We start from the raw sequence: 19,256 nt of genomic DNA, 5'->3' as shown, positions 1-19,256 counted from the left end.
GTTCCCGCAGCGCCGGTCGTGGGGGAAAGAGTGCTCACCCGCGCACGCGGGTCGCCGCTGTGCCCACCCGTGCCGCCCCTAGCGGCACGCATGCCCACAGCGGGGGGGAGAGAGAGTCGGCACGCACGCCCACGGCGTGGGGCTACCCGCGATCCAGCCCGTTCCCCAGCGCTCGCGCCTCCCAGCCCCCCGCCACCAGCTCCCCCGCCGCACACCCCGGCTTCCGCTCGGCCTGGTCGCGGAACAGGTCCACGAACGACGCGGCGAAGCCGAGCCGGGGGTATGCGCGTACCAGGGCCTCCCGGAAAGACGGGGCGAAGGCGTCCAGGCCGCCGCCGGAGACATCCGCCGTCGTCCCCACCTGGAGCAGCCGGCTCTCCACGTCCTGCTCGACGGTCACGTCGTCCCGCATGTGCAGCACGATCAGCTCGGCCGCCCGGTCGCGGCGTGCGTCGGGCCAGCCGAGGCCCGCCGTGAAGACGCGGGCCAGATGGCCGCCCGCCTCCTCGAAGGGCAGGGTGTGGCTGTCGAAGGGCGGGGTGAGCGACAGGTCGTGCAGGAGCGCGGAGACGAAGAACAGCTCGCGGTCGTAGTCGAGGCCCCGCTCCTCGGCCCACGCCGCGCCGAAGAAGTACGAGCGCAGCGAGTGGTGGTACAGCGCCTCGTCCGCGTACTCCGCGCAGACCAGCCGCGCCGCCTCCGCCGCATGCCCCTCGGGCACCCCTATCCCCGCGACCTCGGTCAACATACGCGTCCCCACCCCTCGTCGAGTCAGTCGATCATCTCCCAGCCTAGAGTGGCCGGATGAAGACCATCGGCCTGATCGGCGGAATGAGCTGGGAGTCCAGCGCGGAGTACTACCGGCTCCTCAACGAGCTCGTACGCGAGCGGCTCGGCGGGCTGCACTCGGCCCGTTGCGTCCTGCACTCCGTCGACTTCGCCGAGATCGAGGAGTTCCAGCGCGCCGGGGAGTGGGAGCGCGCCGGGGAGGTCCTGGCCGGGGCCGCCAAGGGGCTGGAGGCGGCCGGGGCCGACCTCGTGCTCATCTGCACCAACACCATGCACAAGGTGGCGGACCAGGTCGCCGCGGCCGTCTCGGTGCCGCTGCTGCACCTGGGCGACGCGACCGCCGGGGCCGTACGGGCCCGGGGCATCCGCCGCGTCGGCCTCCTCGGCACCGCCTTCACGATGGAGCAGGACTTCTACCGGGACCGGCTGCGCGCGCACGGCCTGGAGGTCATCACCCCGGACGCCGACGACCGCGCCCTCGTCCACCGCGTCATCTACGAGGAGCTGTGCCTGGGGGTCGTGCGGGACGAGTCCCGTGCCGCGTATCAGGACGTCATCTCCCGGCTCGTCTCGGCCGGCGCCGAAGGCGTCATCCTCGGCTGCACCGAGATAGAGCTGTTGATCCGTCAGGAACACAGCCCCGTACCGGTGTTCCCCACCACCCGCCTCCACGCCGAGGCCGCCGTCACCGCCGCGCTCGCCCGCTAGAGCGCGACCTTCACCATACGGTCACAAGAGCGGCCGACCGGCTACCGTCCCGACATTTCGACCGGTACCGTCCTTGGCACGTGCTCATGGGGGAGACCGGGGGGTCGGGTTGAGCAGTGGACGCGGTGGGCGGATCCGGGTGGTCAGGCCCGGTGAGCTGAACGCCGGTGAGCTGGACGTCTGGCGTGAGATACGGGCGAAGTCGGGCGCGCCCGAGAACCCGTTCATGGAGCCCGAGTTCACCCTCGCCGTCGCCCATGTGCGGCCCTCGGCGCGGGTCGCGGTGGTCGACGAAGGGGGCGAACCGGCCGCCTTCTTCCCCTTCGAGAAGGGCCGGTTCGGGCGGGGGCGGGCCATCGGGTTCGGCGTGTCCGACAGTCAGGGGATCGTCGCCCGGCCCGAAATCGGCCTGGATCTCCGGGAGTTGTTGCGGGCCTGCTCCCTCTCCGCCTGGGCGTTCGACAACCTGGAGGCCGGGCAGGGGCTGTTCGTCCCGGGCGCGGCCGACTCGTACCCCTCCTTCGTCGTCGACGTCGGCGCGGGGTACGAGGCGTACGAGAGCGGGCTGCGCGCGCGCTCGCCCAAGTTCCTCCGCACCACCACCGCCAAGGAGCGCAGGCTCGGGCGGCAGGCGGGCGAGGTGCGGTTCGTCTTCGACGAGCGGGATCCGGGGGCGCTGCGGCAGCTCATGGAGTGGAAGTCCGCGCAGTACCGCCGCACCGGCCGCCGCGACCGGTTCGCGCAGGACTGGATCAGCACCCTGGTGCGGTACCTCGCGCACACCGGCGCGCCCGGCTGCTCCGGCGTCCTCTCCGTCCTCTACGTGGCGGACCGCCCGGTCGCCGCCCACTTCGGGCTGCGTTCGCGCACGGTCCTGTCGTGCTGGTTCCCTTCGTACGACCCGGAGTTCGCCAAGTACTCGCCCGGGCTCGTCCTGCATCTGCGGATGGCCGAGGCGGCGGCCGCCGCCGGGATCGGGGTGCTTGACCTGGGGCGGGGGGCCGCCGAGTACAAGGACGCCCTGAAGACCGGGGAGATCCCGGTGTACGAGGGCGCCTCGGTGCGGCCGGGGGCCGGGGCCGCACTGCACTGGCTGGGCCACGAGCCGTCCCGCCGCGCGCACGGGTTCGTACGGGAGCGGCCCGCGCTCGCCGCGTTCGGCCGGCGCACGCTGCAACAGGCGGGCCGCCTGCGAGGCGGGCGGTAGGCCCGCCGCACCACCGCACCACCCGGAAGATCACGGGGGAGTCGCATGTCACGTCGAACAGCACGCGCACACAGAGCGGCACGCGCACACAGAGCGGGCGCACCACGGCTGCCGGAGGCCGAGGGGCTGGTCCGGGAGCAGGGCGTCCAGGGGGGCATCGGCGTCGGGGAGCTGGACCTCGACGGGCTCGACGGCGGGGTGCTCTCGCTGGCCCCCGCGCCCGGCGGGCCGCCCGTCGGGGAGGGCGAGGTGTACGTCCTGGTCCGGCTTCGGGGCCGCCCGGTCGGCACGGTGATCGGCCGGGTCGGGCCCGGCGAGGACGCCGCCGAGGTGCTGGCCGCGGCCGCCCGCAAGCAGCTCGCCGGCCATGTGCCGCCGGACGGGCGGGTCGCGTCGCCGGTGCGGCTGCCGCGCGCGAGCGTCGTCGTCGCCACCCGTGAGCGGGCCGGGCAGCTCGCCCGGGCGCTGGACTCGCTGCTGTGCCAGGACCACCCCGACCACGAGATCGTGGTCGTCGACAACAACCCGGTGACCGCCCAGACCCGCGAGCTCGTCGAGGGGAGCTACGCGGCGCACGGCGTGCGCTATGTCCGCGAGCCCGTGCCGGGTCTCGCCGCCGCGCACAACCGGGGTGTCGCCGTGGCAGAGGGAACGATTCTGGCGTTCACCGACGACGACGTGGTCGCCGACCCGCGCTGGCTGAGCGCGCTCGCCGCGCCCTTCGCCGCCGACCCGGGGCTCGGCTGTACGACCGGGCTGATCCTGCCCGCCCGGCTGCGCACGCCCGCGCAGATCCTCCTGGAGAGCCACGGCGGGTTCACCAAGGGCTTCGCGCCGCGCTGCTTCGACCCGGCCCGGCCGCCCGCCGACGAGCCGCTGTTCCCGTTCACCGCGGGCCGGTTCGGCTCCGGCGCCAACATGGCCTTCCGGGCCGCCGCCCTGCGTGCCGTCGGCGGCTTCGACCCGGCGACCGGCACCGGGACCCCGGCCAGGGGCGGCGACGACCTGTACGCGTTCGCGCGCATCGTCGTCGCCGGGCACCGGCTCGGCTACACGCCCGAGGCGCTGGTCTGGCACCATCACCGCGAGACCTGGCAGGACCTGGAGAACCAGGCGTACGGCTACGGCGCCGGGCTCACCGCGTACCTCACCGCGCTCCTGGTGCGCCGCCCCGCCCTGCTGCCCGCGCTGCTGGCCCGCCTGCCGCGCGGCCTCGCCCACGCCCGCGCCATCAGCGCCCACCGCGCCGCGGGCGAGCAGTCGGTGCCGGGCGGGCACGGCGCCCAGGACTACCCGTGGCCGCGCGGCCTGTCCCGCCTGGAGCGCCGGGGCATGCTGTACGGCCCCATCGGCTATCTGCGGGCCCGGCACCGGGTGCGCGGACTGCGGCGGCCCTGGGAGGCGACGCGATGACCGCGCCTTCGGGCGGCAGGGACGCCGTCCCCGTCCTCCTCTACCACGCCGTCATGGACGACCCGCCCGCCTGGATCGCCGAATTCACCGTCCCGCCACGGCAGTTCGCCGCACATCTCGACGCGATCGTGGCCAGCGGCCGCACCCCCGTCACCGTCGGCGCCCTCGCCGGCCACTTCGCGGGGCGGGCGGTGCTGCCGCCGAGGCCCGTCGTGCTCACCTTCGACGACGGGTTCGCCGATCTGCCCGGGCCCACCGCCGACGCGCTCGCCTCGCGCGGGCTGCCCGCGACCGCGTACCTCACCACCGGTGCGCTCGCCCCGGGCGGCCGTTCGCTGCTGCCCCCGGCGCCGATGATGGCCCTGGACCAGGTGGAACTCCTGGAGCAGTACGGGATGGAGATCGGCGGCCACACGGTCTCGCACGCCCAGCTCGACACGCTCACCGCGAAGGCCCTGCGGCGCGAACTGGCCGACTCCAAAGCCACGTTGGAGGACGCGCTCGGCCACGAGGTGGCCCATCTCGCGTATCCGCACGGCTACAACAGCGGCGCCGTGCGCCGGGCCGCCCGCGCCGCCGGGTACGAGAGCGCCGTCGCGGTGCGGCACGCGCTGAGCTCGGACGCCGACGACTCGTACCGCATCGCCCGCCTCATCGTGCGCCGCGGCCACACCGTCGCGGACGTCGAGGCGTGGATGGGCGGCGCGGGGGCCCGTGTCGCGCCGTACCGGGACTCGGCCGCGACCGTCGGCTGGCGGCTCTACCGACGGGCCAGGGCGGCCGTGCGCGGGCCGGTCTTCGCGGGGTGAGCGGCCCTGCGGAGCCGTCCGGGACGGGACCGTACGACAGCATCACAAAGGCGAAGCAGATTCCTATACTTCGCTGAAGGGGACAGCCAGGGGACGGCGGCGTGACGGCCGCGCACCACATTCGTGGGGGGAGTCGCACTGTGCAGCAACGCGTGCCCGCGCCGGTGACCGGAAGCAGCGAGCTGCCACCGGAAAGCGGCGCAAACGGGGAGGTCGCGCGCGCCCCGAAGCGCGGTCTACCGGACCTGATCCAGCCCCAACTCCTCTTCACCTGGCTGCCGTTGGTGCTCGCGACCGCCCTGTGGCTGTACGCGCTGCCGCACATCGACTACCGGCACATGGGCGACTGGGGCCTGCTCGACCGGCTGCCCGCCGCCTTCTTCCTCTCCCTCGTGGTGCTCACCGCCGGGTTCGTGGTCAGTCTGCGCCGGGCAGGCACCGCGCCCTGGTGGCCCGGCCTCTACAGCGTCGCCCTGCTCTTCGCCCTCAAGGCGCCCACCGCGATCCTCTACGACTCGGTGCGCTACCCGTGGGCCTCCAAGCACGACGCCGTCGTCACGCACCTGCTGGTCAACCAGGACCTGCGGCCGGGCACCCCGCTGTCGGGCAACATGGCCGCCTACGACCAGTGGCCCGGCTTCTTCACCATCAACTCGGCGCTGGTGCGCGCCTTCGGCGTGGAGACCACCCAGTCGTATCTGAACTGGGCGGCGCTCTTCTACGGCGTGGTCCTCATCCCCGTCCTGGTGCTGATCTACCGCACCTTCGCCGAGGACTGGCGGCTGGTGTGGACCGGCGTCTGGATCTTCGAGGTCGCCAACTGGGTGGGCCAGGACTACTTCTCGCCGCAGGGCCTGGCGCTGATCCTGCACCTGTCGGTACTCGTGGTGGTCCTGCGCCACTTCGTGCGCCCGGGCTCCGCCGGGGACCTGCGCTCGCGCGCACACCTCGACCCGGCCGCCGCCTCCGTGCCGCCGCCGACGACGGCCCGCCAGCGCGCGGTGTGCGTGGTGATCCTCGCCCCGCTGATCGCCGCCATCAACTTCACCCACCAGCTCACACCGGTGATGCTCTGCGTCTCCCTGGTCGCGCTCAACCTCACCCGCCGCTACCGCAACCCCGGTCTGCTCGTCGTCACCGGCCTGATCATGCTCGTCTGGGACCTCACCATGGGCCGCCCGCTGTTCGTGGAAACCCTCGACTCGCTCAAGGAGTCCGCGGGCAACCTCCTCAACAACTCGCGGGCCGGGTACGCGGGCGAGCTCACCGGACCCGGTCCCGTGCTCCAGGGCCGGGCCGACATCGTGATGGTCCTGGTGGTGGCCGCGCTCGCCGCCGTCGCCGTGCTGACCCGCCGCAAGCTGCTCAAGAGCGCACTGCCGCTGCTGCTCGTCTCGATCGCGCCCGTACCGATGTTCGCGATCAACGACTACGGCGGCGAAATGCTCTTCCGGGTCTATCTGTTCGGGCTGCCGGGCGCCGCGTTCTTCGCCGCGGCCGCGCTGGTGCCCGCGCCCGGCGCCGCCAAGGAAACCGGCCGTATCCGCCTCGGGCCGGTGGCGCGGCGGCGGATCTCGGCGGTGGCGCTGCCCGCCGTGCTGCTCGCCCTCGTCGCCGGGTTCCTGCCCGCGTACTACGGCAAGGAGCGGATGTACTACACCCCGCCCGCCGAGACCGCGCTGGTCACCCGGGTGATCGACGAGGCCCCGCGCGACTCGCTGATCCTCGCCGCCACCGGCTCCTTCCCGATGGCGCTGCACCGCTACGACCAGCTGGAGCACTGGTTCTTCGTGGAGCAGGCGCTGCCCGACAACATCAGGATGCTCAAGGACCCGGCCGGTTTCCTGGCGCCGGGCCTGCCCAAGGACGGCAGACCCGCGTTCGTGCTGCTCACCCGCACCCAGGACGTCTACACCGCGGGCGAGGGGCTGCTGCCCGCCGGCGGGTTCGAGGAGCTGACGGCCAAGCTCTCGGCGTCGCCGCTGTTCCGGGTGATCGACCGCAACCCGTACGGAACGGTCCTGCGATACCAGCCGCCCACTCCTCTCCGCTGACCGGAGGCAAGCCGCCGTGACCCTCGCCCAGAACCGCATCCGCGTCGCCCTGGCGCTCTCCGGCTGGGTGGCGCTGGCCGCGACCCTGCTGCCGGACGCCACCCCGGCGCGCTGGATCCCGGTGCTCCTGTTCGTCTCCTTCGGCCCCGGCTTCGCGCTGCTCTACCCACAGCCCGACATGCTGCGCCCCGGCGCCCGCCTGGAGGCACTGGCGCTCGCGGCACCGCTCAGCCTCTCGCTGGGGGCGCTGGTGTCGACCTGCCTGTTCCTGGTGGAGGCGTTCTCGGCGACCGCGTTCCTGGTGGCACTCGCGGCGTTCGCGACGGTGGCGTCCGCCTTCCCGGGCCTACCGCTACCGGCTGCGACGCGGGGGGCGGCGGAACGCCCACGACGCCGGTAGGCCCGGGCCCGCCCCTGGTTGGCTCGGCCTTTGTCCGCGGGTCGTAGTGGGTTGCTCGCGCAGTTCCCCGCGCCCCTGAGATGCCGCTGCGCGGCAATCCCCTGGGCGCCCCGAAGGGGCGCATTTAAGGGGCGCGGGGAACTGCGCGACCAGCCACGCACGGTCCGCAGACAAAGTCAGGCAACCCGCCGCCGCAGCGCAACCCCCGCCACCACACACAGCCCCACAAAAACCGGCACCGCCGCCGACGCGAACGCCGCCTGCCCCGCCCAGCCGGCGACGCCGAGCACCCACACCACCACCGACGTCAGCCGCCAGTGCGCGCCCACCCCCATCAGCGTCAGCGCGACCAGGGCCAGGCAGAGCACCTGGAGGGCGATCGGCAGACAGCGCTCGACCCCGGCGGGCGAGTCCAGCCCGCCCACCTCCGTCAGCATCCGCGTCAGCGCGGAGTGCCACGGTCCCGCCAGCCGGTCCGGCTTCACCCCGAGGATCAGCGGCGCGGTGTGCAGGGCGGCCACCGTCACGCCGAGCCCGGCGGCGAGCAGGGCGGGCCGAGCCCGGTAGAGCGAGACGGCCGCGCTGCACACCACGATCAGGAGCACCCCGGCGGTGAGTGAGACGGGCGGCAGCACGGAGATGAGGCCGGTGCCGTCGACGTGCTCCGAGGCGGCGCTCCTGGCGTCCTCGGCGCGCGACAGCGGCACCCAGAACAGGCCCGCCGCGAGCCCGAGCAGCAGCCACAGCACGATGGTGAGCAACGACTCGTCGTCGGGCTCCGGCTCGCCCGGCCGTACGGTCCGCAGGTGCAGGGTGGTCGCGGTCGCCCCGCCCCGGCCGCCCCCGGCTCCGGCCCCCGACGCGCCGCCGGGGACGTACACGGGGATGCCGAGCGCCGGGGTCCCGGTCTCCAGGCCGCCGCTGAGGTAGGCGGTCTGGGTGGTCCAGCGCGTCCCGTACTCCTTGGCCTCCTCGGTCCGGGCGAGCGCCGCGTCGCGGGCCCAGCTCGTGCCGTACTCCTCGGGGCCGCCCCTGCGGGATGCGCGCGGCGTGCGCACGGTGGCGCGTCCGGCCAGGGCGGCGCGCAGCCCTGGCGCCGAGACGAGCGCCATGCCGCACATCGACACCAGCACCGCCCAGCCCGCGCCCTGGATGCCGGTGGTGCCGAGCAGGACCGCCGCGCTGCCCAGGACCAGGGTGCACATGGCGCCCTGGAGCAGGGCGAGGACGCCGGTGCGGCCCTGGACACGCAGCACCCCGATGTAGAGCTCGACGGCGACCCGGGGCAGTGCGGCGGCGGCGAGCAGCCGCAGGACGAGGGTGCCGTGCTCGGCGTAGTCCGCGCCGAACGGGGCGAGGATCCGCGGGGCGAAGACGATCAGGAAGGCGACGACCGGCACCAGCAGCAGCGCCATCCTGCGCAGCGCCCCCCGTACGCCGTCGGCGAGCCGGTCCGGGCTGTGCGAGGCGTGCGCGGTGAGCGAGGAGGCCATGTTGATGGCCATGAACTCCATGGTCCCGCCGACCGTGTACGCGATATAGAAGAACCCGTTCTGCGCGGCGTCGAAGCGGACCGCGACCATCACCGGCAGCAGATTGATCATCGCGAGCGAGAAGAGCGCGCCGACCGAGTCGCCCGCCAGGAAGCGCCCGATCTCGCGCATCTGGGGCACCGGACGGTCGCGGTCGGCGGCCGCCTGGGCCGGGATCAGCCTGCGGAAGATCAGCCACCCGAGCGGCAGGATCGACAGGACCATCGCCGCCGCCCAGGAGAGGAAGACACCCAGGGTGAAGGCGGCGAAACCGGCGAGGAGCAGCAGTTTGCCGAGCGAGAACACCGCGTTGCCGACCGGCACCCAGACCGCCTTGCGCAGCCCGGTGAGCACCCCGTCCTGCAAGGTCAGCACCGCCCAGGCGACCGAGGCGAGCACGAAGACCACCCCGGACGAGAGCCCGCCGAGCGGTTCGTAGGAGGCGCCCCACAGCGGCAGTGTGAACAGGAAGCCGACGCTCGCCACGGCCACCACCACGGTGCTCGCCACATACGCCCGCACCACCAGGGGCCCGGTCGCCCGGCCCGCGCGCGGTATGTAACGCACCACCGCGCCGATCATGGTGGTGGCGGCGATCGAGGCGAGCAGCCGCATCGCGGCGATGGCGGCGGATCCCTGGCCGACCGCCTCCTCGCTGTAGTAGCGGGCCGCGACCAGCCAGAAGCCGAGGCCGAGGGCGGCGGAGACGGCCGTGGAGAGCATCAGGGCGTAGGCGTTGCGGAACATCGAGTCGCCGCCGCCGTCACCGGCCGTCGGTGGGCTGTCCTCGGGCCCCGGGGGATCCCCGGCCGCCGGTCCCGTCGCGCCCGGCCCCCCGTCCCCGCCGACGGCCCGGCGCGCGTCGGACGTGGTGTCAGCCACCGCCGGGCCCGCTTCTCGCGGGGCGGGCCCCCGACTCCGCCAGGACCCGCAGCGACAGCTCGGCCTTCAGCGGGTCGACCGGCAGGGCGTGCCGCGCGAACCAGCGCCCGGCCTCGGGGGCGGGCGACGGGTCGGTGAAGCCGGCGCCCGCGTAGTCGTCGAGCGGCGGGTCGTAGAGGTAGCCGACGTTCACCCGCGCCTCGGCGAGCGCCGCCCTGGCCGCGTCCCGGTCCTCGACGAGCAGCGGCACCCGGAACAGCGGCTGTACGGGACCGGGCCCCGGTCGCGCCCACTCGCTGGCGAGCAGCCGCTCGGCCCCGGCCCGGTGCAGGGCGAGGACCGCGTCGAGGCGGCCCAGCTTCCGTTCGATCCGGGCGCGTCTGAGCTTGCCCGCGCCGGTGCGGTAGTCGTGCATGTCCACCCGTACCCAGGAGTGGAAGTCGCTCAGGGAGGGCGCGGCGGCGACGGCCCGGCTCAGCTCGCCGGGTCTGAGCGGCATCCGGATGTCCTCGCGCTCCTGGCGCCCGAGCATCCGCAGTACCGCCCACGCGGCGGGTGCGAGGCGCAGGCCGCGGACCGTCGCCTCCGCATACGGCCGCGCCCAGTAGACGAGTTCGGCCGTGCGCCGGGGCGGGGCGAGGAGTTCGTCGCGGGTCTTGACCAGGGCCTCGCGAAGGCCGGGGTCGGCGATGGCGAGGAAGCCGCCCGCCTTGGCGGCGGTGTGCTTGGAGAGGGAGAAGACGGCCGCGTCACCGAACGTACCGACCGGCTGCCCCGCCACCTCGCTCCCGATGGCGTGGGCCGCGTCCTCGATGAGCGGGATGCCCAACCGGTCGCATGTGGCGCGCAGTTGGGGTGCCGGGTCCGGGTTCCCGTACAGATTGGTGGTGAGGACCGCCGACAGGCCCGACCAGGTCTCCTCGGGCACGGCCGAGAGGTCGATCGAGCCGTCGCGCGCGTCCAGCGGCGCCTGTACGGGCCGCAGCCCGGCCGCGAGCACCACGAAGAAGATGACGTCGTCGTTGACGGGCGACATCAGGACCCGGCCGCCGGGCGCGCACCAGTGGCGCAGCGCCACGTACAGCGCGAGCCGGCAGGACGGCAGATACAGGCACTCGCGCCCGAGCCGGTCCCGCATGGTCGCTTCGAGCGTCGAGCACGACGTGGTCTCGTACGGCATGAGTCCCCCCAGACCCCCGGTTGCCCCGCGCTCAATGTGACCCAGGTCGCACTCTTCGTCAACAACGCCGAGGGCCCGTCCCCATAAGGAACGGGCCCTCGCACAGGCGTGCTCGATCCGTCGGCTCACTCTTCGAGCGTCAGCCCCTTGCGCAGCCGCGACAGGGTGCGCGCGAGCAGTCGGGAGACGTGCATCTGGGAGATGCCGAGCTCCTCGCCGATCTCGGACTGCGTCATGTTGGCGACGAACCGCAGCGACAGGATCTTCCGGTCCCGGGGCGGGAGTTCGGCGATCAGCGGCTTGAGCGACTCGATGTACTCGACGCCTTCGAGGTCGTGGTCCTCGTAGCCGATCCGGTCCGAGAGTGCGCCCTCGGTGTCGTCCTCCTCGGGCTGGGCGTCCAGCGAGCTCGCGGTGTACGCGTTGCTCGCCGCCATCCCTTCGACGACCTCGTCCTTGCTGATGCCCAGGCGCTCGGCGAGCTCGCCCACCGTCGGTGCGCGGTCGAGTTGCTGGGCGAGCTCGTCACCCGCCTTGGCCAGGTCGAGACGGAGCTCCTGGAGGCGCCGGGGCACCCGGACCGACCAGGAGGTGTCGCGGAAGAAGCGCTTGATCTCGCCGACGATGGTCGGCATGGCGAAGGTCGGGAACTCCACGCCGCGGTCGTACTCGAAGCGGTCGATCGCCTTGATCAGGCCGATGGTGCCGACCTGGATGATGTCCTCCATCGGCTCGCTGCGTGAGCGGAAGCGGGAGGCGGCGAACTTGACCAGCGCCAGGTTGAGTTCGACGAGCGTGTTGCGTACGTAGGAGTACGCGTGGGTGCCCTCTTCGAGGGAGTCGAGCCGGGCGAAGAGCGTCTTCGACAGGGCCCGCGCGTCCAGCGGCGCGATGTGTTCGTAGGGAGGGATCTCCGGGAGATCGTCGAGTCCCTCGATCGGGGTGTGCGGCACGTGCGTTGCCGACGTATCCATGGATTCGTCGAGCCGGGGTGACATGGGGTCTCCTCCATCGTTCTCGGCATATGGCTGCCGATGCCCATACGTGGCGAATCGGTGTGCGGCGCCTCCATGGCCGGTCGTGGTGAAAAGCTGTCTCTACTACCCCTACCCGCTTTGCTTGTACCGCCGCAAGGTCGAGTTGTCCGTATATGCCCGTTTCGGTACGGTGTTCGGCTTCCGACGTGCGTAGGGAAGGCGTAGTGTTCTCGGGGAGTCCGCGTGTACGGAGCCGTGTTCGGTGACATATGCGGAGAGGTGCGTCACTTGTGACGGGGAGCACAGGTTTCCGCACCCTACGGGCGACGCGAACCACTGCCGCACCGCTCACGGTGCGGCACGGCGAATGATGGCGAAGAGGGACGGGCATGGACCGCGGCATGGTCGGCAGCGCGAATCGGGGCCGGCTCAGGGTCGGCGTCCGCTCGCACGGCCCCAGCGAGATCTTCACGCCCGTGGGTGAGCTGGACCACCACACGGCAGAACTGCTCAGCGAACCCCTGGAGAACGCGGTCGCGGCCGGCCGCAGCCGACTGGTCGTCGACTGCTCGCAGCTGGAGTTCTGCGACTCCACCGGGCTGAACGTGCTGCTCGGCGCCCGGCTGAAGGCCGAGGCCGCCGGCGGCGGGGTCCATCTGGCGGGAATGCTCCCCGTGGTGGCCCGTGTCTTCGAGATCACCGGGGCGGAAGCGGTCTTCACCGTGCATGATTCGCTCGAAGCCGCACTGGACGACTGACCCCGCTCTGGCGGGGCAGGAGACCAGACTCAAGACGTTGGCGAACCAGGCATTCGGTGAATCGGTGAGGTGAAGCGCTGATGAGCACCACCCGGCAGCACCAGCCGGGCGACCGCGGCCCCGAGCCGGACGGAGCTCCGGCGACGGCCTCGCGCGTCCTCGCCCTGTACGGGGCCAGCGGCATCGTGCCGCTGGCGCGCGACTTCACCCGCCAGGCGCTGCACGAGTGGGGCTGGCTCCCGGCCGCCACCGCCGACCGGCGCGCGGCCGCGGAGGACGTCCTGCTCGTGGTCTCCGAGCTGGTCACCAACGCCTGTCTGCACGCCGAGGGCCCCGAGCAGCTGCGCGTCGTCTGCACCTCCAAGATGCTGCGCCTTGAGGTCACCGACCGCGGCTCCGGCCAGCCCGCGCCCCGCACCCCGCACCGCGCGGGGCGGCCCGGCGGCCACGGCATGTTCATCGTCCAGCGGCTCTGTCTGGACTGGGGGGTCGTCCGGACTCCCGGAGTGCCCGGCAAGACGGTCTGGGCGGAGCTCGCCGCGCCCGCGTAGGGCGCCCCCGCATCCGTCGGACGGTCGCCCAGGGCACTCGTGTCACTCGCGTCCGTCATCCCTTGCGTTGTGTGTCTTCCCTCTCCAAGGTCCCCGGCGTACCTTGACGCCCAATCTGATGTGCCGTCAGTAACTTGAACGGCCTCGGGACTGAGGGAAATTCGAGGTGTCGTACGTGTCGTACCAGAAGCGGACAGCACTCGCCCTTGCGGCCGCCGTGGCGGCCCCGGTGGTGCTGATGGCCGCCCCGGCCGCCCACGCCGACGTCGTGGACGTCAACTACAAGTGCGAGACACCCATCGGCCCCAAGGCCGCGGTGTCGCCCATCGACATCAGGGCCGTCAAGAGCGGCAGCGCCTACAAGCTGACCATGTCGTTCCAGAAGGGCGTCTCCTCCAGCCCGGTGGCGCTGGGCGCCGGGGCGATGAGCCCGAGCGCGGTCATCAAGCTCGGCGGCGTCGACAAGGGCACGGTGGCGGTGTCCGGACCGGCCAACACGGCCGAGATCCCGGCCAACAGCCCGATCAAGATCAGCGACTTGAGCGGTACGTACACACCGAAGGCGTCCGGCAAGGTCACCTTCACCGCCTCGATCCTCACCATCAAGGCGCTGGGCACCACCACGACCTGCACCCCGGGCAACAGCCCCGGCCCCTCGCTCTCGCTGGACGTCAGCGGCGCCGCCGCGCCCGTCGACGCGCTGCCGAAGACCGGCCCGCTCGACTCGGCCGTGGCCCTCGGCACGCTCGGCGGCACGGTCCTGCTCACCGGCGCGGCCGGGGTGCTGTGGCTGACCCGGCGCGGCGCACGGGCACAGGGCTGACCGGGTCCCCCTCCGCATCCGCAGGAGCCGCTGATGCCGCCACGACCGATCCGCCTGGCCGTGTTCGCCGCGGTCCTGGCCCTGACCGCGCTGTCCGCCCCCGCCGCGCGCGCCGCCGACGGGGAGTGGGCCGCCGCGCCCGCGTCCGGCGGCGGCTCGCGGCCCAGCGGCGACGGCAGACCGTACTTCTATCTGGAGGGCGCGCCCGGCTCCGTACTGGAGGACCGGCTCTCGCTCACCAACCCCACCGTGCGCCCGCTGACCCTGCGGCTGCGCGGAGCCGCCGCGTACAACACCCCCACCGGCGCCTTCGCGGTGCGCCCCGGCGCCGATCCGTGGCTCGCGCTCGCCTCGGCCGAGGTGCGGATCCCGCCGCGCACCCGGGCCGAGGTGCCGTTCGCGGTCACCGTCCCGGCGGGCGCCCCGCCCGGCGACCACCCGGCGGCCCTCGTCGCGTCCGACGGCGGCCGGGAGGCGGGGGTGCGGGTCCAGGTGCGGGTCGCGGGCCCGGTCCTGCCCGCGCTCACCGTCGAGGACGTGCGCGTCGACAAGGGCCGCTCCCTCATCCGTTACGCCCTGGTCAACCGGGGCAACACGACGCTCGCCCCGAGCCTCGCGGTCCGCGCCGACGGGCTCTTCGGGCAGCCGCTGCGGCGCCCGGCCCGGCCGCTGCCGGTGGAGCTGCTGCCCGGCCAACGCGTCGAGCTGACCGAACCGTGGCGGCGCCCGCCAGCCCTCGACCGCGTCGAGGTGCGCCTGACGGTGACGGCGGGCGGGGCCGCCCGGAGCGAGGCGGCGGCCTCGGCGGTGTTCGTGCCGTGGGGCCCGGTGGCGGGCGCCGGGTGCGTGGCGGCGGGCGCGGGGGCGGCGCTGTGGGTACGGAGGCGGCGGCGTCGGCCGGACCCGGGCGGCCCCGAAGCCGTCGACCCCGTAAGCGAGTTGGCGACGACGGGAGCCGCATCGTGAAGCCGCGTACGAGAGGGGCGGCGCTGGTCACGGCCGCGCTGTTGACGCTCCCGTTGGCGTCGGCGCTGCCGTCGGCGGCCGCGAGCGCCGACGACGTGAAGCCCGTCGTCACGCTGTCGAAGCCGGAGGCGGCCAAGGGGACCGAGATCACCGCCAGTGGCACCGGCTGGCGGCCCGGCACGCTCCTGATGCTGCTGGTCTGCGGCCAGTCCTCCCCGGGACAGGGCGTGATCGGCGGCACCAACTCCTGCGCCAACGCGGACGGGCGCGCGGTGACCACCGACGCCAAGGGCGCCTTCAGCAAACCGCTGCCGGTGGCCGCACCGCCCAAGCCCTGCCCCTGTGTGGTGCACGTGGCCACGGTGACGGGCGAACAGGCCGTGGTGGACGCCGAGTTGAAGATCACCGGCCATCCGGTGGCGCCGCTGCCCGAGCAGTCGGGCACCGGGCGCCTGAGCGTCCTGACCGCGCCGGAGCTCGACGGGAGCAGCGGGATCCTCACCTGGTTCGGGTCGCCGCCCTCGCGCACGCTCGTCGTCACCGTCGGCAACCTCGGCGCGGCCCCGGTCAAGGACCCCGTCTTCCAAGTGGGCACCTCCCACGGCGTGTTCGCGCCGCAGTGGGAGGACCGGCAGTGGAAGGGCACCATCAAGCCCGGCGGCAAGGCCGAGGTCAGGCTGGGCTTCGAGCTGTCGGCGGGCGCGCACGGCGACTACCAGGTCTCCGTGAAGTACGGGCAGAAGGTGCTCGCCACCCAGCCGTGGGGGGTGGGCCGCCCGTGGGGCGTCACGCTCTTCTGGATCCTGCTGTGCGTGGTCGTCCCGGCGGCGGTGTTCCGTATCGGCATGGCGGTGGTGGACAAGGTCCGCCCGAGCGGGGCGGGGCACGCACGGCGGGGCCGCGCGGGGGGTCGCGCCCGACCCCGTTGGCCCGTACGCCGAGCCGCCGCCGAACCGCCCCCGCAGGCCAACGCCAACGGCACCCCCACCACGACCACCACGGTGACGACGCCCCTGCCGTGGTTCACCCCCGACTCCGCACCGACCGAGAACCGTCCGAACACCCCCACGACGAAGGGAAATCCGTGACCACGCAACGGAGGATGAGCGCGGCCGGAGTCGCGCTGATGCTCGGCGGCGCGGGAATCATTCTGGCCGCCGGGCCCGCCCGGGCGGCAGAGGTCTCCTACGCCACCGAGTGCATCCCGCCACCCATCTCCGGCCTGCCGCCCGTCGAGGGCACCACCAAGGTGCAGATCACCGCGCCCGCCGAGGCGAAGGTGGGCGACGAGGTCGAAGTGGTGTGGAAGACCGTCCAGGCCGCTTCCAAGAACCCCGATGTGCTCGACCTGGAGAAGGACACCGTGAAGCCGACCGGCACCGTCAAGGTGGCCGGTGCCCAGAGCGCCGACCTGTCGGTGGAGGGGCCGCGGCAGAACCCGCCGATCCCCAAGAACAGCCCGATGGTCCTGCCCGACATGAAGGCCAAGCTGAAGCTGACCAAGGCGGGCGACGTCAGGCTGACGCCGGACAAGTACAACATCAACGTCAGCAAGCCGCTCTCGACGGACACCAAGTGCTCCCCGAAGGAGACGGTCGGCGCCGGGGCGACGATCAAGGTGACGGAGGGCGGCGGGACGTCGGGCGGGACGACGACGTCCGGCGGTACGACAGGGAGCGGCGGCACCACCACCTCGGGCGGGACGACCGGTGGCACCACGACCTCCGGCGGCACCACGTCCACGGGCGGAACCACGTCCACCGGCGGCACCACCGGAAGCACCACCGGCGGCAGCGGCGGTCAGACCGACTTCCCCGGCAAGGAAGTCGCGGTCACCTTCGCCTGCAAGTCGCCCGGCCCGGCCAGTATCAACTCCAAGGTGACGATCGGCGCGAAGAAGAACGGCGGGAGTTACGACCTCACGGTCAAGACCGCCAAGGGCGTCATGAACAGCCCGGCCCCGCTCCCCGCGGGCGCGCTGAAGCCCTCCATGCAGATCACCGTCGGCGGCGCCGACAAGGGCTCGGTGACGGTGACGGGACCGGCCAACTCCGGCCCCCTGAACACCGGCGACCCGGTCAGCCTCGCCGACATGACCGGCAGCTACAAACCGGGTGCGAACGGCAAGTCGACGCTCAGCCCCGGCACCCTGACGATCGACGTCACCCTGGGCGGCTCGAAGATCAACATCCCCTGCACGGTCAAGGGCACGGCACCCGTGTCCCTGGAGCTCGACACCACGGCCCAGCAGGGCGGCGCGTCCGGCGGCACGAGTACGTCCGGCGGCACGAGCGTCTCCGGCGGCTCCACCAGCGCCGGCAGCGGCTCCGGCGGCCTCGCCGAGACCGGCGCGAACGACCACGGCGCCCTGCGCGCCCTCGGCCTCATCGCCGGGACCGCCGTCCTGCTCGGCGGCGCGGTCTTCACCTTCACCCCGTGGCGGCGGCTGCGCGGCACGCGCTGAGCCGTCCCGTACGTACGGACACGCGGTACGGACACGCAGTACGGACACGCGGTACGGACACGCGAAGGGCCGCCGCACCCCGAAAGGTGCGGCGGCCCTTGGCCGTGCGACGTGGTGCGGTGCGCTTAGTGCACGCCGCCCATGAGCGACTTGACGTTCTTGCGGTACATGTAGATCGCGAGGCCCGCGACGGCGGCCATCGAGGCCTCCATCGCGATGATCCCGAGGCCGTCGAGGCTCACACCGGCCAGCGAGAGCAGACCCGTGAAGCAGTCGCCCGCGGTGACCGCGAGGAACCAGACGCCCATCATCTGGGAGGCGTACTTCTGCGGCGCCATCTTCGTGGTGACCGAGAGGCCGACCGGGGAGAGGCAGAGCTCGCCGATGGTCTGGATCATGTAGATCGAGACGAGCCACATCGGGGAGACCTTGCCGTCGCCCGCCATGTTCATCGGGACGATGAAGACGAAGAACGAGGCACCGATGATGACCAGGCCCATCGCGAACTTCACGATGGTGTTGGGCTCCTGGTTCTTACGCGCCAGCCACAGCCACAGCCAGGCGAAGACCGGGGCGAGGGCCATGACGAAGAGCGGGTTCAGCGACTGGTACCAGGTGGCCGAGAAGTGGATGCCGCCGACGTTGTCGGTGGTCTTGGCGTCCGCGAACAGCGACAGGGTCGAGCCGCCCTGGTCGTAGATCATCCAGAAGACGGCGGCCGCGACGAACAGCCAGATGTAGCCGTTCATCTTCGACTGCTCGGTCGTCGACAGGTCCTTGTCGCGCTTGATGCGGACCAGGACGGCGATCGGGATGATCAGACCGGCGAGGGTGAGCGGAACCAGCGCCCAGTTCAGGGTGTAGGCGCCCATGGCGACCACGACACCGTAGAACACGGCGACGGCGGCGACGACGGCGGCGACCTTGGTGAGGACGCCCTTGCGCTCCTCGGCGGACAGCGGGTTCGGGACGAGGCTGCTCTTCGGGTCCAGGTGCTTGGTGCCGAGGAGGAACTGCGCCAGACCCAGGGCCATGCCGAGCGCGGCGAGGGCGAAGCCCAGGTGCCAGTTGTGCTCCTTGCCGACCGTGCCGATGACCAGCGGCGCCGCGAAGGCACCGAGGTTGATGCCCATGTAGAAGACGGTGAAGCCACCGTCGCGTCGCGGGTCGTCCGCACCGTTGTACAGGTGGCCGACCATCGTGGAGATGTTGGCCTTGAGCAGACCCGAGCCGACGGCGACCAGTACCAGGCCGGCGAAGAACGGCGCCTGACCGGGCAGGGCCAGCGCAAGGTGACCGCTCATGATCACGAAGCCGGCGACGGTGACCGTCTTGCGGGCACCCCACACACGGTCGCCGAACCAGCCGCCCGGCATCGCCATGAGGTAGACCATGGAGACGTAGACGGAGTAGATGGCCGTGGCCGTGGTCGCCCGCATGGCGAGGCCGCCGCCCTGGGCGCCGGTCGCCGCGTCGGCACCGCCGGAGACCAGGTAGTACACGAGAAGGGCGCGCATGCCGTAGTAGGAGAAGCGCTCCCACATCTCGGTCATGAAGAGAGTGGCCAGGCCGCGGGGGTGGCCGAAGAAGGTCTTCTCGGATCCGGTGGTGCTGACCGAGTCCTTCGTCAGGCTGGACGCCATGGTCGATCCTTGCTTGCTCGGGACGCGCGCTTCGTGAGCGGTGGTCGCGCCCGGTGGGGGGTGGCCGGCACCGGCAGGGGAGCCGCCCCGCCCCTACGCC

Annotated in this window: 17 protein-coding genes; 12 read left to right on the top strand and 5 right to left on the bottom strand. The window is 72.7% G+C overall.

Features of this window, described 5'->3' with window-relative positions; translation table 11 throughout:
• Positions 1–142 precede the first annotated feature (142 nt).
• Positions 143–748, bottom strand: a complete 606-nt coding sequence (locus OG965_RS18015) for an HD domain-containing protein (protein ID WP_371653102.1) — start codon at positions 746–748, stop codon at positions 143–145.
• Between the two features lie 56 nt (positions 749–804).
• Here OG965_RS18015 and OG965_RS18010 point away from each other — a divergent pair, with 56 nt between their 5' ends.
• From OG965_RS18010 to OG965_RS17985, 6 genes are all read left to right on the top strand, one after another.
• Positions 805–1,497, top strand: coding sequence for an aspartate/glutamate racemase family protein (locus OG965_RS18010; protein WP_371653101.1), 693 nt, complete (start codon positions 805–807; stop codon positions 1,495–1,497).
• Positions 1,498–1,606: 109 nt separating this feature from the next.
• Positions 1,607–2,704 (top strand): GNAT family N-acetyltransferase, encoded by a 1,098-nt coding sequence (locus OG965_RS18005; protein ID WP_371653100.1) that lies wholly within the window; start codon positions 1,607–1,609, stop codon positions 2,702–2,704.
• A gap of 156 nt (positions 2,705–2,860) precedes the next feature.
• Entirely contained in the window at positions 2,861–4,117 is a 1,257-nt protein-coding gene (locus tag OG965_RS18000; RefSeq protein WP_371656971.1) for a glycosyltransferase family 2 protein, read from the top strand.
• Positions 4,114–4,926 carry a polysaccharide deacetylase family protein gene (locus tag OG965_RS17995; protein ID WP_371653099.1) on the top strand — a complete coding sequence of 271 codons (813 nt, stop codon included), beginning with the start codon at positions 4,114–4,116 and terminating at the stop codon, positions 4,924–4,926. The genes OG965_RS18000 and OG965_RS17995 overlap by 4 nt, the downstream gene beginning before the upstream one ends.
• Before the next feature lie 140 nt (positions 4,927–5,066).
• Positions 5,067–6,980, top strand: coding sequence for a hypothetical protein (locus OG965_RS17990; RefSeq protein ID WP_371653098.1), 1,914 nt, complete (start codon positions 5,067–5,069; stop codon positions 6,978–6,980).
• A 16-nt stretch (positions 6,981–6,996) separates the two neighbouring features.
• A complete protein-coding gene (locus OG965_RS17985) occupies positions 6,997–7,380 on the top strand; it encodes a hypothetical protein (RefSeq protein WP_371653097.1) in 384 nt (127 codons plus the stop codon).
• A gap of 176 nt (positions 7,381–7,556) precedes the next feature.
• On the opposite strand, the gene OG965_RS17980 is transcribed toward OG965_RS17985, so the two are convergent.
• From OG965_RS17980 to OG965_RS17970, 3 genes are all read right to left on the bottom strand, one after another.
• Complete coding sequence (locus OG965_RS17980; RefSeq protein WP_371653096.1) at positions 7,557–9,794, bottom strand: lipopolysaccharide biosynthesis protein; 2,238 nt, start codon at positions 9,792–9,794, stop codon at positions 7,557–7,559.
• Positions 9,787–10,932 carry a DegT/DnrJ/EryC1/StrS family aminotransferase gene (locus OG965_RS17975; protein WP_371656970.1) on the bottom strand — a complete coding sequence of 382 codons (1,146 nt, stop codon included), beginning with the start codon at positions 10,930–10,932 and terminating at the stop codon, positions 9,787–9,789. Before OG965_RS17975 ends, OG965_RS17980 begins: the two co-directional genes overlap by 8 nt.
• A 167-nt stretch (positions 10,933–11,099) precedes the next feature.
• Positions 11,100–11,972, bottom strand: coding sequence for an RNA polymerase sigma factor SigF (locus tag OG965_RS17970; protein ID WP_371653095.1), 873 nt, complete (start codon positions 11,970–11,972; stop codon positions 11,100–11,102).
• Positions 11,973–12,340: 368 nt separating this feature from the next.
• On the opposite strand from OG965_RS17970, the gene OG965_RS17965 reads away from it, so the two are divergent.
• From OG965_RS17965 to OG965_RS17940, 6 genes are all read left to right on the top strand, one after another.
• On the top strand, positions 12,341–12,709 hold the full coding sequence (locus tag OG965_RS17965) for an STAS domain-containing protein (RefSeq protein WP_371653094.1): 369 nt from the start codon (positions 12,341–12,343) through the stop codon (positions 12,707–12,709).
• Positions 12,710–12,789: 80 nt separating this feature from the next.
• On the top strand, positions 12,790–13,260 hold the full coding sequence (locus OG965_RS17960; RefSeq protein WP_371653093.1) for an ATP-binding protein: 471 nt from the start codon (positions 12,790–12,792) through the stop codon (positions 13,258–13,260).
• Positions 13,261–13,435: 175 nt separating this feature from the next.
• Positions 13,436–14,083 carry a peptidase gene (locus tag OG965_RS17955; protein WP_371653092.1) on the top strand — a complete coding sequence of 216 codons (648 nt, stop codon included), beginning with the start codon at positions 13,436–13,438 and terminating at the stop codon, positions 14,081–14,083.
• 33 nt (positions 14,084–14,116) lie between these two features.
• On the top strand, positions 14,117–15,049 hold the full coding sequence (locus OG965_RS17950; protein WP_371653091.1) for a hypothetical protein: 933 nt from the start codon (positions 14,117–14,119) through the stop codon (positions 15,047–15,049).
• Positions 15,046–16,137: a hypothetical protein gene (locus tag OG965_RS17945; protein ID WP_371653090.1), complete on the top strand. Its 1,092-nt coding sequence runs from the start codon at positions 15,046–15,048 to the stop codon at positions 16,135–16,137. Before OG965_RS17950 ends, OG965_RS17945 begins: the two co-directional genes overlap by 4 nt.
• 14 nt (positions 16,138–16,151) lie before the next feature.
• Positions 16,152–17,513 carry a hypothetical protein gene (locus OG965_RS17940; RefSeq protein WP_371656969.1) on the top strand — a complete coding sequence of 454 codons (1,362 nt, stop codon included), beginning with the start codon at positions 16,152–16,154 and terminating at the stop codon, positions 17,511–17,513.
• 125 nt (positions 17,514–17,638) lie between these two features.
• Here the strand turns inward: OG965_RS17940 and OG965_RS17935 are convergent, their stop codons facing one another.
• Complete coding sequence (locus OG965_RS17935) at positions 17,639–19,156, bottom strand: peptide MFS transporter (RefSeq protein WP_371653089.1); 1,518 nt, start codon at positions 19,154–19,156, stop codon at positions 17,639–17,641.
• Positions 19,157–19,256 lie beyond the last annotated feature (100 nt).

Source organism: Streptomyces sp. NBC_00224, assembly GCF_041435195.1.
Taxonomy (GTDB): Bacteria; Actinomycetota; Actinomycetes; order Streptomycetales; family Streptomycetaceae; genus Streptomyces.
Note: the sequence above shows the minus strand (reverse complement) of the source record. Positions and strands in the feature narration are given on the sequence as shown.